The sequence below is a fragment of the Bacillus sp. V3-13 genome (assembly GCF_002860165.1).
GTDB lineage: Bacteria > Bacillota > Bacilli > Bacillales > Cytobacillaceae > Bacillus_BJ.
On sequence record NZ_PGUZ01000002.1, the window covers coordinates 147,201 to 159,969 of the forward strand.

A 12,769-nucleotide genomic window follows, 5' to 3' on the forward strand; every position below is an offset into this window, starting at 1 on the left:
ACAAAAAAGGGGGGAATACTAGAAAGCCTTACGGTATCATGCTTTCCAGTCCCTCTTTTTTTTATACGTCGTTTTTTATTTTTTGTATTTGATCTCATAAAGCATTTGCATAACACGAAGAAAATCATCTTCAGTGAATTCCTTAGCTTTTCGAAGAATCAGCTTTGCTTTTTTTGTGCCAATTTCTTTTACTAGCTGTTCTATTTCATGATCGATGCCGGAAGGATTTGTTTGATAGGCTTTTTCAAGCAGTTCCGATGCGGGCACATCAAGGGCTGTAGAGATTTTTAAAATAGTTTGTATGTCGGGAAGCTGCTCCCCTGCTTCATATTTTTCAATTGTTGCCGTTCCCACTCTGACCTTGATTGCGAGCTCCTTTTGACTTAAATTAAGTCTTTCCCGGCATGTTCTAATATTTTCACCAATTGCGGACATCGCTCTCTCTCCTTTCAAGGACCTGTTCTAAGTTTATTTTATCATGAAGGCAACCGGATTCCGGATGTTCCAGGTGAACATTCAGTTACATAATCCTGCACGATTTTCATAACCGGTGATTCTTTTGGAAAGTCCGGTATTTCTGCTCATATGGATGTAGAGAGGCGGGAGTTTTTTCGAATGGATCATTCGCGTTTAACTCAGCGGAAAATGTGGAAAAAACTTAATATCCTTTTGATAACAGGTTCCTTCTGTGATATAATTTTTAATTGCGTATAAAAAAGAGTAAATAAATTTATATCTAGGAGTGTTTCCATGTCAGAAAAAATTGAAACAGGAAGTGTCGTAACAGGAAAGGTCACTGGTATTCAACCATATGGTGTGTTCGTGGCACTGGATGAAAATACCCAAGGACTTGTTCATATTTCAGAAATTACGCACGGATATGTAAAAGATATTAACGAACATTTAAAGGTGGGAGATGAAGTAAAGGTTAAAGTGTTGTCAGTCGACGAAGCGGCAGGCAAAATCGGTCTTTCAATCCGTGCAACAGAAGAAGCTCCTGCCGAACAGGCTGCCAAACCGAAAAGAACACGCAAGCGCCAGCCTGCTCTGCAACAGCAAACAGATGAATCACCGCAAGGATTCAATACGTTGAAAGACAAGCTGGAAGAGTGGATCGAGCAGTCACAGCGCGAAGATTTAATTAAAAAGTAAGTTGGAAAAAACCGGGGATAACCCGGTTTTTTGTTATGAACAAGGCTGCATTTTACCGTTTAATAAAGCTTATTTTCGCATAAATCGCTATTTTTTTGCTTAAAACCCATCTTCAAACAAAAGACGGTCTGCGTTACAATGAGATGGAGAGATTAACGCCGGGTCGACAAGCATACATGGCAGACTGAAAAGTTTTTCGGCAGGCTAAGCGAAGAGGGGAATGGAGGAATTCAAGAATGACAGAAACGAAAAGTCAGGAGTTAATTGAACAAACAGAAAAATATGGAGCCAACAATTATCATCCACTGCCAATTGTCATTTCAAAAGCGGAAGGTGTCTGGGTGGAAGATCCGGAAGGCAACAAATACATGGATATGTTAAGTGCTTATTCAGCTCTTAATCAGGGACACCGCCATCCGCGCATCATCAAAGCCTTAAAAGACCAGGCGGACAAGGTAACCTTGACTTCGCGCGCATTCCATAATGATCAGCTTGGCCCGTGGTATGAAAAGATTTGTGAACTGACAAATAAAGAAATGGCGCTTCCGATGAATACGGGGGCAGAAGCGGTTGAAACCGCGATCAAAGCGGCCCGCCGCTGGTCTTATGATGTGAAAGGCGTTGCTGAAAATAAAGCTGAAATTATTGCCTGCACCGGGAATTTTCACGGCCGGACCATGACGGCTGTTTCACTTTCATCAGAGGAAGAATATAAACGCGGGTTCGGTCCGCTGCTCCCAGGCATAAAACTAATTCCTTACGGTGACCTGGAAGCGCTCAAAAATGCGATTACTCCAAACACAGCCGCTTTTTTAATTGAGCCGATACAGGGCGAAGCAGGAATTATGATTCCGCCGGAGGGCTTTATGAAGCGGGCATATGAGCTTTGTAAACAAAATAATGTCTTACTTATTGCAGACGAAATTCAGTCAGGCTTAGCCCGCTCCGGGAAGATGTTTGCTTGTGAATGGGAAGACGTCGTCCCTGACATGTACATTCTCGGAAAAGCACTTGGCGGCGGAGTCTTTCCTATTTCATGTGTCGTGGCAAATAAAGATGTGCTTGGAGTATTTAATCCAGGCTCGCATGGTTCAACTTTTGGCGGAAACCCGATGGCTTGTGCGGTTTCAATAGCTTCACTCGATGTCCTGATCGATGAGAATTTGGCCGAACGCTCGAAAAAGCTTGGCGACTATTTCATATCAAAGCTAAGAGAGATTCATAATCCAATCATCAAGGACGTTCGCGGCCGGGGCTTATTTATCGGAGTCGAACTAAAGGAACCTGCAAGAAAATATTGCGAGCAATTGAAAGAAGAAGGTTTGCTCTGCAAGGAAACCCATGATACAGTGATTCGCTTTGCTCCTCCGCTAGTAATCAGCGAAGAAGAGCTTGACTGGGCAATAGAGCGAATTAAAAAAGTTTTAAGCTAACATAAAGAAAACGCCTGGCAATTTTGCAAGGCGTTTCTTTATGTTTTTAAAAGGTTAACGGCTGGGACTTGTTCCTGCCTGGCGCTCGGCCTCTTCACTAGGGGCGAAAAGAAGACCCAGATTGATAAGACCGGCAATCCCTACTAAACCGTAAATAATTCGTGATAAGGCAGAATCCTGACCGCCGAATATAGCTGCAACTAAATCAAATTGGAAAAAACCGACTAAACCCCAGTTGATCGCACCAATGATAGTAAGTACTAGAGCAATACGTTGAATCGTACTCATGAAAGGTTCCTCCTTTTTATTGGATTCTTTTATAGATTGATACAGCCTTACATAAATTATTCATATACGGCTTTGTTTTTTGTTTACCCGGGGTGATGAGCAGAAAACGTCTTTTTTGCATTGCGGGCACAATGGGGGGATAATAGAAAAAAAGGAGGTTGAATTGTTTTGCAAAACTTTACATATTGGAACCCTGTAAAATTAATTTTTGGGAAAAACCAACTGGAGCAGTTAAAAAATGAGATTCCCCAATACGGAACAAAAGTGTTGCTTGTATATGGCGGCGGAAGTATTAAGAGAAGCGGATTATATGACAGAGCGGTCAAGCTTTTGAATGAAATTGGTGCAGATATTCACGAATTATCTGGTGTAGAACCCAATCCACGCCTGTCCACCGTTCATAAAGGCGTAGACATTTGCAAAAAGGAAAAAATTGATTTCATATTGGCTGTTGGCGGCGGCAGTGTGATCGATTGTACAAAAGCGATCGCAGCAGGTGCAAAGTACGATGGAGATGCATGGGATCTTGTTACGAAAAAAGCGGCTGCTGAAGATGCGCTGCCGTTTGGAACTGTACTGACACTTGCCGCAACTGGATCTGAAATGAACTCCGGCTCGGTTATTACGAATTGGGAAACGAATGAAAAATATGGCTGGGGCAGCCCGGCTGTGTTCCCAAAATTTTCTGTTCTTGAACCGGAAAATACTTTTACAGTGCCGAGAGACCAAACGGTTTACGGGATTGTTGATATGATGTCGCATGTGTTCGAACATTATTTTCATCTCGAGGAAAATACGCTTCTCCAGGATCGCATGTGTGAATCTCTATTGATTACCGTGATGGAAACAGCGCCAAAACTTTTAGAAGATCTGGAAAACTATGAGCACCGGGCAACGATTCTCTACTGTGGAACAATGGCATTGAACGGAATGCTTTCAATGGGTTATCGCGGCGATTGGGCAACCCACAACATCGAGCACGCTGTATCTGCCGTATATGATATTCCTCATGGCGGCGGACTCGCTATTTTGTTCCCAAATTGGATGAAGCACAATCTTAAAGTCAAGCCGGAACGCTTTGCCCAGCTCGCTGTTCGGGTGTTCGGCGTCAATCCTGAAGGAAAAACGGCTGAAGAAACAGCACTCGAAGGAATTGAAAAGCTTCGAGAATTCTGGAACAGCATTGGCGCTCCTTCCCGCCTGGCCGATTATGATATCGATGACAGCCAATTGGATGTGATGGCAGACAAAGCAATGGTTAATGGGGAGTTCGGCAACTTTAACAAGCTGAACCGGGAGGATGTCCTCGCAATTTATAGAGCTTCTTTATAAGTATTCTCTGGAAGGATTCAGCATCGATGCTGGGTCCTTTTTTTAGAGTAAAAAATATGTCATAATTGGATGCGCTTACATTATCGGCTGTTTCTTGATATTCCGAACAGCATTCGTTAAAGTGGTAAATGAATAAATACGAGGAGGATCATATATGACTCACGTTCGTTTTGATTACTCGAAAGCATTAAGTTTCTTTGGCGAACATGAACTTACATACTTAAGAGATCAGGTAAAGGTTGCCCATCATTCCCTTCACGAGCAAACGGGAGCGGGCAGCGACTTTTTAGGCTGGATTGACCTGCCTGTTGATTATGATAAAGAAGAGTTCTCACGCATTCAAAAAGCGGCAGAAAAAATTAAAGCGGATTCCGACGTCTTGCTTGTGATCGGCATCGGCGGTTCCTACCTGGGCGCCCGGGCCGCAATCGAGATGCTGCAACACAGCTTTTATAATGCACTTCCAAAAGAAAAAAGAAGCACGCCGCAAATCTTGTTTGTCGGCAACAACATTAGCTCCACGTATATGAAGGATGTTATCGATCTGCTCGAGGGCAAAGACTTCTCAATTAACGTCATTTCAAAATCGGGCACGACTACGGAACCGGCGATTGCCTTCCGGATTTTCCGCAAGCTTTTGGAAGAAAAGTACGGCGTCACGGAAGCCCGTAAACGCATCTATGCGACAACAGACAGAGAAAGAGGTGCGTTAAAAACTCTGGCCTCTGAAGAAGGATACGAGTCCTTTGTTATTCCTGATGACGTCGGCGGCCGCTACTCGGTACTAACCGCTGTAGGTTTGCTGCCGATTGCCGCAAGCGGGGCAGATATTGAAGCGATGATGCAGGGTGCTGCGAAGGCGCGGGAGGATTTCAGCCATTCCGAGCTTGAAGAAAACGCTGCTTACCAATACGCGGCTGTGCGCAATATCCTTTATAACAAAGGAAAATCGATCGAAATGCTCGTGAACTATGAACCGGGGCTTCAATATTTCGCAGAATGGTGGAAGCAGCTGTTTGGCGAAAGCGAAGGGAAAGACCAAAAAGGAATTTTCCCTTCATCCGCCAACTTTTCTACCGACCTTCATTCGCTGGGACAATATGTACAGGAAGGGCGCCGCGACCTGTTTGAAACGATCATTAAGGTTGAAAAACCGCGCCATGAACTGACGATTGAAGCGGCAGACAGTGACCTGGACGGCTTGAATTATCTTGCCGGCAAAAGCGTTGATTTCGTCAACAACAAAGCGTTTGAAGGAACGATGCTTGCCCATACAGATGGAGGCGTTCCAAATTTAATTGTTTCAATTCCGCAGCAGGATGAATACACTTTCGGCTACCTTGTCTATTTCTTTGAAAAGGCTTGTGCAATGAGCGGCTATTTATTGGGGGTCAATCCATTCGACCAGCCCGGTGTGGAAGCTTATAAAGTGAATATGTTTGCGCTGCTTGGCAAGCCGGGTTTTGAAGAAAAGAAAGCGGAGCTTGAAAAACGCTTAAAATAACGTGCTTAGAAAAAGTTCATGAAAACCACCCAATTGGAGAACCTAAGGGAAAAGCTCCGAAAGGGTGGATTTTTTATGATTGAAATTCCGTCCAAAGCCGAGGGAATGCATGTTGACCTATATAAGCTTGAAAGGCTGCTAAAGCCGCTCGGCTATGCGATTGGCAGTGGCTGGGACTACGACCATGGCTATTTTGATTATAAAATTGATAATGACGGCTATCAGTTTTTGCGCGTGCCATTCCGGGCGATTGACGGCCAGCTTGATTCAAACGGCTGTACGGTGGCGATAGAAAGGCCGTTCCTTCTTTCCCATAAATACCAGCGGGATATTGATGATGATGGCGTCGCGGGCAATATGACAGCGGCATTCAACCAGTTTTCCGAGCCTGTCGACAAAGATGCGGATTTTCCCGAAAAGTATGTCGATATCGGAAAATCGCTCGTGAATGAGCTGGAATCGACCTTGCTTGCAGAATAGGCATCGATGCGGCTAACTGATAATCTCAAGCAGCTGATCGTTATGTTCAATTGTAAAAGGATGGGGAGGGTTAATAAATGTTTCTTTGCCTCTTTTTACTCCCACGATTAATATCCCTTTAGCGAGCATTTCTGCCGCAGCTTCCAGAAATGTTTTGCTGATTAAATCGTCCGTTGCCCTACTGAAAGTCAGCCTGCTTCCTTCAAGCTCGCTGAGCAGCTCGAGGATGGAGCCCATTTTTTCCCGAGAGGTCAGGCTGTGGATCATCACAAAGCTTGTCAGGTTATTTGTCCGGATAATTTCATCAGCTCCGGCGCGTTTTGCATTGGCAACTTGTTCCGACGTTAGAATCTCGACAATGCACGTCAGCTCGGGGCGGATCCCTTTTATCGTCAATAGAGTTAAAATTGAATTCATATCAGCTTGAAGCTCATCTTTATTTTGATCAGCTGTAATTAACACCTTGTCAGCGTTATTTATATTAGCTCTATGGAGAACCTCATCCTGGTGGGCCCTTCCCTTTATAAAATGAAGCTGCCTCATGGATAAAGGCTTTTTCTTCAGTGTCTCATCAATCAAAATGATGTCCATATGTTTGTCAGTGTTTAAAATGCTTTGAATGATTTCCCTTGACCGTTCATTCCAGCCAATCATGATAATATGTCCCATGCCCCGATATACTGCCTTCCCTTCGATATATTCATTATGCTTTTTAACGGTTGTCGCCGTAATCGTGACAAAATAGGATGACAACAAACCCGCCCCGATGAGAATAAGCAGGATGCCGACGATTCTCCCACCAATACTTTCAGGTGAATAATCACCATAGCCAACAGTCGAAGCGGTGATAATCGCCCACCAAATTCCATCAAAAATGGACGGGAAATTTTGCGGCTCGATCAAATGAATAATTGCGCCAAAAGTAATGATCACAAGCAGGGCGATCAGCAAAATCCGGATAATGAGCGGCAGACGTAAAAAATTCGAATAAAAATGATGCTGCAAGCTCCTTCACCTCGAAAAAGGGATTATGAAACCATTATTGACGAAAAGCATCAATAAGATAATCTGTACCCGGTTTTTATAATCCGAAACAGTTAAAGTTCCTTTTTCCTTGAAATAAACGCAAAATAAGTTTTTTTATGAAAAAAGTAAAGATAACGATCATTCCTTTACTTATTATTAAGGTAAAGGTACAATAATTGTAAAGGCATTAAATATTCTTAAACAATACAAGAAAGTACAATGAGAAGGTCAATAAATGGATAACGAAAAAGAACTTAAACAGGAGGCGAGATTATATGGCGGATAAGAAGAAAGTAAATCAAAAAGGCGTCACCGGTTACTCAAAATCTTATTCTTCAACACTTTCCTCGAAAAATCAGGTAACCATTCCGATGACAATCAGGGAGGCTACAGGAGCCGAGCCAGGAGACCAAATCATCTTTGTTTTAGGAGAGGATTACGAGGTTCGGGTTGAAGTGAAGAAGAAAGATTCTCTCTTATCGCTATTTGGTTCAATGCCTCCGAAAGAAGGCACTAAACCTATGGAGTGGGATGCGATAAGAAAGCAAGCGCGAGAGGAATTGGTTTCTCCCGATAACTAGGGTGAAAGCGGGTTGATGGAAATGTATCTTCTAGATACAAATATTATTGTACGATTTCTAACAAATGACGACGAAAAACAATCGCCTGCAGCATATAGCCTGTTTGAAAAAGCGGTAAATGGAAAAATAACATTGCTATTGGAGCCATTAGTAATAGCAGAGTGCTGCCGGGTCCTCGAATCTAAAAGATACAGTTACGCAAAAAAGGATATTGCCGATAAATTAAGCCAGTTAATTTCAGCTCCGAGTGTGAAAATGAACAATGAGGCTATTGTCCAAAAAGCGCTCTCCGATTTTAGTGAATTTGGAGTTGATTTTGTTGATGCTTATATGGCAGCGTATGTTTATTTTTCAAGTGGGATTAACGCTGTTATTACCTGGAATGAAAAGGATTTTAAAAAAATTAACGCTGAATTTCTTACACCTGATATGATCATAACAGTTGATGATGAAGCCTAAAAGATTATTCTCTTTCAGGCTTTTTTTTGTAAATTACAGTTTTAAATTTTTTACCTAATAGAGTCATTTTGAAAAATTTTATGAACGAAAAGGATAAACGAGATATTTCGACGATTCTTCATTAATAATGCTTTGAATCGGACGATTTAAAATGTTTGAAATGGCGACCTTCGGCACATCCCGGAGGTTTTTCTTTTTTCTTTTGCTGCAGAGGTGGAAAAGACAGCAAAGAACCTGTTATTCTTATTAAGGAATGGCCTTTACATAATTGAGGATGTCTGAGGAGGAACCGAAATGGTACGATTTGGAGTTATCGGTACAAACTGGATTACAGAAGAATTTATTAAAGGGGCAAGCGAAGTAGAGGATTTTGTTTTAACTGCGGTGTATTCGCGGACAGAAGAAAAGGCTAAGGAATTTGCAGGGAAATTTGGGGTTATCCATACTTTTACTGATTTAGAAACAATGGCGTCAAGCGGGGAAATTGACGCAGTATATATTGCAAGTCCGAACGCACTGCACGCAAAACAGGCGATCACCTTCATGAATCATGGCAAGCATGTGTTATGTGAAAAGCCGATTGCTTCGAATAGCAAGGAGTTAGCAGAAATGGTGACGGCCGCAAAGAAAAACGGCGTGCTGCTTATGGAGGCGTTGAAATCGACACTGGTCCCGAATTTTAAAGCGGTCCAGGAAAACCTTGCTCAAATCGGCACAGTCAGAAGGTATTTCGCCAGCTATTGCCAATACTCATCCCGATATGATGCCTACAAATCAGGAAATATTTTAAATGCATTTAAGCCCGAATTTTCGAACGGGGCGATCATGGATATAGGCATTTATTGTGTTTATCCGCTTGTCGTATTGTTTGGAAAACCGGATGAAATAAAGGCAACCGGACTGATACTTGAATCAGGAGTCGATGGTGAAGGCAGCGTGGTGCTGAAGTATAAAGACATGGACGCAGTGATCATGTATGCAAAAATCACGAACTCCACCCTTCCGACCGAAATCCAGGGGGAAAATGGCAATATTGTCATTGATAAGATCAATATTCCCGAAAAAGCAGAAATCCACTATCGAGATGGCTCGATCGAAAATATTACCAGGAATCAGGATAACCATTCAATGTACTATGAGGCCAAGGAATTTATTGACTTAGTCCAAAGCGGAAAGACAGAATCTCAAACAAACTCCCTGGCAAACTCTGTGGCAGTGATGGAAATTCTTGATGAGATCCGGCGCCAGATCGGTGTCGTCTTTCCTGCTGATAAATAGGCTGGCTTGAATGTAATAAAGGCGGCCTCCCTCCGGGGGGACGCCTCTTACACACATTTTCAGGCAATGCTTAGCGGTTGATCAACTCATATATATCTGCCGGAACAAACAAATATCTACGAAATCGACAGCACATAACTAAACTCCAACTATTCATGCCTAAAGCTATAACATTTATCACTAAATGGCAGTGCTTTTTAAAGAAATGGGGAATTGCATATGGATGTCCGTCAGACAAGGATGGGGGTTTTCCGCAGGTTCGTCCTGAATAATCGATTCGTGCTTTTCTTGTTGGTTTTACTGTTAATCGGGTTAAATATTCTCGTCTTTACGAAAGTATCGTTTATTTTCACTCCTATTGTGGTGTTATTAAAAACGGTCCTGCTGCCCATCATAATGACTGCTGTCGTCTATTACTTATTGAATCCAATTGTCGATTTCATGGAGAGATTCAAGATAAAACGGGTTTATTCCATTCTCATGCTATTTCTGGTCATCATTGGGGTTCTGACGATTTTAATCGTATCTGTTATCCCTTTCCTGCGGGATCAGGTGTTGAGCCTTATTTATAGCTTCCCGCAATATGCCAGAGATGTTGAATCACTGACAAAGCAAATTCTCGGCAGCGAATTTGTTAATCAGGCGCAAAGGACATTAAATATAAATGTCGCTGATTTGTCCAGCAATCTTTCCCGCCAGGCAACGACGTTAATTGAAAATACGTGGACAGGGATCGGAAGCTTTGTCGGAGCGGTTAAGGATTTTATTTTAGCGGTCATAACCCTGCCGTTCATCTTGTTTTATTTATTGAAGGATGGAGATAAGCTGCCAGAGTATATCCGAAGCTTACTGCCTGTATCGCTGCGCAAACAGACTGCAACGGTCATGCAGGAAATGAATAATAAAATCAGCTCCTATATCCGCGGGCAGATCATCGTCAGCTTCTGCATCGGGATTCTGCTGTTTATCGGGTTCTTAATCATCGGTCTCGATTATGCATCCGTATTAGCCCTTATCGCTGCTTTTACAAGCATTGTCCCGTATCTTGGGCCGGCGATCGCGATTACGCCCGCCTTGATTATTGCGATTGTCACATCCCCATTCATGCTTCTTAAGCTCATCATTGTTTGGACAATTGTACAATTAATCGAAGGCAAGTTTATCTCACCACAGATCATGGGCAGGAATCTTCATATCCACCCAATTACAATTATTTTTGTGATCTTAACGGCCGGGAACTTGTTTGGCCTGGTAGGAATCCTGTTGGCAGTTCCGGGCTATGCGATTTTAAAGGTGATTGTCACCCATCTTTTTGAGTGGTTTAAACACCGCAGCAACCTTTATGAAAAAAAAACTGGATCGAGTTCGGACATTTAATCCCGAGCGTCAATATAGGGAAAAGTACGATTTTTGCCTTTATCGGAATGATAAAGGCAATTTTGCTTTAATACATCCCGACTTTCTCTTTGTTTATTCTAACTCCCTTCAAAGATTGTTAATAATTTTGTCATAAATTATGGATATGATAAAAACAGAAAATAACAATATTTGTGTTAGAAGATAGAGGAGGAAATGAGCATGACAGACTTTAATGATTCACGCGAAAATGATAATAGCAAAAAGAAAAACATATTCAACAAGGCAAAGATAAAAAATGTATTTTCGCTGTTATCAGCAGGGGTGGCAGGCTCAATGCTGACCTTGACATTGGCTGCCAATACGGATCTGCTTCAGACCCTGGATTTAGCCGAAAATCCTCAAGCAGCAGCGAGCACTGAAAAAACTGAAACCAACCAAGACAACAGCAATATTGTCCCGGTAGCTGCAAAAAATTCATCAGCTTCGATTGCCGATATTGTCGAAAGCTCATCGAAGGCGATTGTTGGAATCGTCAATCTGCAGGAACAGCAAGGTTATTTTGCAAATACCCAGGAAAATGCCCAACGTGGTTCAGGTTCGGGTGTCATTTTTAAAAAAGATAAAGACAGTGCCTATATCGTCACCAATAACCATGTGATAGAAGGAGCGGAAGAAATTGAGATATCTTTATATGATGGGGAAAAGACAACGGCGGAATTAATCGGGGCCGATGCCTTGACGGACCTTGCCGTCTTGAAAATGGATGCCAAGTATGCCGATTCCGTTATTAAATTCGGTGATTCATCAACATTAAGACCGGGGGATCAAGTGCTGGCGATAGGAAATCCGCTCGGTCTTGATTTATCCCGGACAGTTACCCAGGGGATTGTCAGTGCGGTCGATCGAAGCATTTCTGTCCCTACCTCAGCAGGTGAATGGGATTTAAATGTGATCCAGACAGATGCTGCGATTAACCCTGGAAACAGCGGGGGAGCACTGATTAACACGCAGGGCGAAGTGATCGGGATTAACAGCCTGAAAATTTCCCAGAACGGTGTGGAGGGGCTGGGTTTTGCGATCCCGAGTAACGACCTTCTCCCAATTGTCGAAGAAATCATCGAAAACGGCAAGGTGGTACGGCCATATCTTGGAGTCGGCTTGGCCGATTTAGAAGAAATTCCAAGGCATTATTTGCAGAATGTGCCTGAGAGCGTTAATAAGGGAGCGATCGTTGCCAATATTGATCCAGACTCTGCAGCTGCCAAAGCAGGCCTGCAAGTAGAGGATGTGATAGTTGCCATCAACGATACAGAAGTGACAAATTCGAAAGATTTAAGAAAATACTTATATACAAATCTTAAGGTCGGCGACAAAATCGAGTTAAAAGTTTATCAAGCAGGAAGCTTAAAAACCATTCCAATAACGTTAACAAGTAACAACAAATAATTTTTAACGAGCGTAACAGGAAGCAAAGGTCCGCTTCCTGTTTATTATCATTTTTACGGTTTGTTCACATGCCCATCAAGCTAAGATAAATCATTACCAGTAAAATGAAACGCTATTCTTTCTGTAATATGATGGAAGGGATGGTGTTTTTTATGTGTGCGAGGTCCCAAATGAACTTACTCTGTTTTCTCAGGAATTACAACGCATATACTCCCACAGCTGATCACAGTATTAAATGCGTTTAAAATAACAAAGGTTTGCAATAAGCCCTTTTTATACTATAAAATTTAACACTATTGTTTAATAAACCCATAAAAACCCGTTTAATATTTGTCTATATTTAGACATTTCTGTTAATTCAAATAAATATATTCGTAAATTGCAATATTAAATGCAACACTTAGTGAAACCGCACCCCATTAAGGGATAGG

The 12,769-nt window shown here is 42.3% G+C and carries 13 protein-coding genes; 10 read left to right on the forward strand and 3 right to left on the reverse strand.

What is annotated here, in order from left to right; translation table 11 throughout:
• Positions 1–75: 75 nt before the first annotated feature.
• On the reverse strand, positions 76–435 hold the full coding sequence (locus CU633_RS01245; RefSeq protein WP_101657901.1) for a helix-turn-helix domain-containing protein: 360 nt from the start codon (positions 433–435) through the stop codon (positions 76–78).
• Positions 436–750: 315 nt separating this feature from the next.
• Here CU633_RS01245 and yugI point away from each other — a divergent pair, with 315 nt between their 5' ends.
• Positions 751–1,152 carry a S1 domain-containing post-transcriptional regulator GSP13 gene (gene yugI, locus CU633_RS01250; protein WP_101657902.1) on the forward strand — a complete coding sequence of 134 codons (402 nt, stop codon included), beginning with the start codon at positions 751–753 and terminating at the stop codon, positions 1,150–1,152.
• Positions 1,153–1,388: 236 nt separating this feature from the next.
• The gene (locus tag CU633_RS01255) at positions 1,389–2,585 is read left to right on the forward strand and encodes an ornithine--oxo-acid transaminase (protein WP_101657903.1); all 1,197 of its coding nucleotides are present in this window, start codon (positions 1,389–1,391) and stop codon (positions 2,583–2,585) included.
• 54 nt (positions 2,586–2,639) lie between these two features.
• Here CU633_RS01255 and CU633_RS01260 read toward each other — a convergent pair whose 3' ends face one another.
• Entirely contained in the window at positions 2,640–2,873 is a 234-nt protein-coding gene (locus CU633_RS01260) for a DUF378 domain-containing protein (protein ID WP_101657904.1), read from the reverse strand.
• A gap of 168 nt (positions 2,874–3,041) precedes the next feature.
• Here CU633_RS01260 and CU633_RS01265 point away from each other — a divergent pair, with 168 nt between their 5' ends.
• The 3 genes from CU633_RS01265 (at position 3,042) to CU633_RS01275 (ending at position 6,189) form a co-directional block, all read left to right on the forward strand.
• Positions 3,042–4,205 carry an iron-containing alcohol dehydrogenase gene (locus CU633_RS01265; RefSeq protein WP_101657905.1) on the forward strand — a complete coding sequence of 388 codons (1,164 nt, stop codon included), beginning with the start codon at positions 3,042–3,044 and terminating at the stop codon, positions 4,203–4,205.
• A gap of 154 nt (positions 4,206–4,359) precedes the next feature.
• Positions 4,360–5,709: a glucose-6-phosphate isomerase gene (locus CU633_RS01270; RefSeq protein WP_101657906.1), complete on the forward strand. Its 1,350-nt coding sequence runs from the start codon at positions 4,360–4,362 to the stop codon at positions 5,707–5,709.
• A 75-nt stretch (positions 5,710–5,784) separates the two neighbouring features.
• Positions 5,785–6,189: a YugN-like family protein gene (locus tag CU633_RS01275; protein WP_101657907.1), complete on the forward strand. Its 405-nt coding sequence runs from the start codon at positions 5,785–5,787 to the stop codon at positions 6,187–6,189.
• A 12-nt stretch (positions 6,190–6,201) separates the two neighbouring features.
• Here the strand turns inward: CU633_RS01275 and CU633_RS01280 are convergent, their stop codons facing one another.
• Entirely contained in the window at positions 6,202–7,194 is a 993-nt protein-coding gene (locus CU633_RS01280) for a potassium channel family protein (protein WP_101657908.1), read from the reverse strand.
• 296 nt (positions 7,195–7,490) lie between these two features.
• On the opposite strand from CU633_RS01280, the gene CU633_RS01285 reads away from it, so the two are divergent.
• The 5 genes from CU633_RS01285 (at position 7,491) to CU633_RS01305 (ending at position 12,338) form a co-directional block, all read left to right on the forward strand.
• Positions 7,491–7,796, forward strand: a complete 306-nt coding sequence (locus tag CU633_RS01285; protein ID WP_101657909.1) for an AbrB/MazE/SpoVT family DNA-binding domain-containing protein — start codon at positions 7,491–7,493, stop codon at positions 7,794–7,796.
• Between the two features lie 21 nt (positions 7,797–7,817).
• Entirely contained in the window at positions 7,818–8,255 is a 438-nt protein-coding gene (locus CU633_RS01290; protein ID WP_101657926.1) for a PIN domain-containing protein, read from the forward strand.
• Positions 8,256–8,549: 294 nt separating this feature from the next.
• On the forward strand, positions 8,550–9,533 hold the full coding sequence (locus tag CU633_RS01295; protein WP_101657910.1) for a Gfo/Idh/MocA family protein: 984 nt from the start codon (positions 8,550–8,552) through the stop codon (positions 9,531–9,533).
• A gap of 219 nt (positions 9,534–9,752) precedes the next feature.
• Positions 9,753–10,910 (forward strand): AI-2E family transporter, encoded by a 1,158-nt coding sequence (locus CU633_RS01300; protein WP_101657911.1) that lies wholly within the window; start codon positions 9,753–9,755, stop codon positions 10,908–10,910.
• Between the two features lie 201 nt (positions 10,911–11,111).
• Positions 11,112–12,338: a S1C family serine protease gene (locus CU633_RS01305; protein WP_101657912.1), complete on the forward strand. Its 1,227-nt coding sequence runs from the start codon at positions 11,112–11,114 to the stop codon at positions 12,336–12,338.
• Positions 12,339–12,769: the final 431 nt, after the last annotated feature.

Coding starts and splice junctions, on each gene's coding strand:
- CU633_RS01305 (WP_101657912.1), top strand. CDS start 11,112: ATGACAGACTTTAATGATTCACGCGAAAATGATAATAGCAAAAAGAAA.
- CU633_RS01300 (WP_101657911.1), top strand. CDS start 9,753: ATGGATGTCCGTCAGACAAGGATGGGGGTTTTCCGCAGGTTCGTCCTG.
- CU633_RS01245 (WP_101657901.1), bottom strand. CDS start 435: ATGTCCGCAATTGGTGAAAATATTAGAACATGCCGGGAAAGACTTAAT.
- CU633_RS01275 (WP_101657907.1), top strand. CDS start 5,785: ATGATTGAAATTCCGTCCAAAGCCGAGGGAATGCATGTTGACCTATAT.
- CU633_RS01295 (WP_101657910.1), top strand. CDS start 8,550: ATGGTACGATTTGGAGTTATCGGTACAAACTGGATTACAGAAGAATTT.
- CU633_RS01255 (WP_101657903.1), top strand. CDS start 1,389: ATGACAGAAACGAAAAGTCAGGAGTTAATTGAACAAACAGAAAAATAT.
- CU633_RS01290 (WP_101657926.1), top strand. CDS start 7,818: ATGTATCTTCTAGATACAAATATTATTGTACGATTTCTAACAAATGAC.
- CU633_RS01260 (WP_101657904.1), bottom strand. CDS start 2,873: ATGAGTACGATTCAACGTATTGCTCTAGTACTTACTATCATTGGTGCG.
- yugI (WP_101657902.1), top strand. CDS start 751: ATGTCAGAAAAAATTGAAACAGGAAGTGTCGTAACAGGAAAGGTCACT.
- CU633_RS01285 (WP_101657909.1), top strand. CDS start 7,491: ATGGCGGATAAGAAGAAAGTAAATCAAAAAGGCGTCACCGGTTACTCA.
- CU633_RS01270 (WP_101657906.1), top strand. CDS start 4,360: ATGACTCACGTTCGTTTTGATTACTCGAAAGCATTAAGTTTCTTTGGC.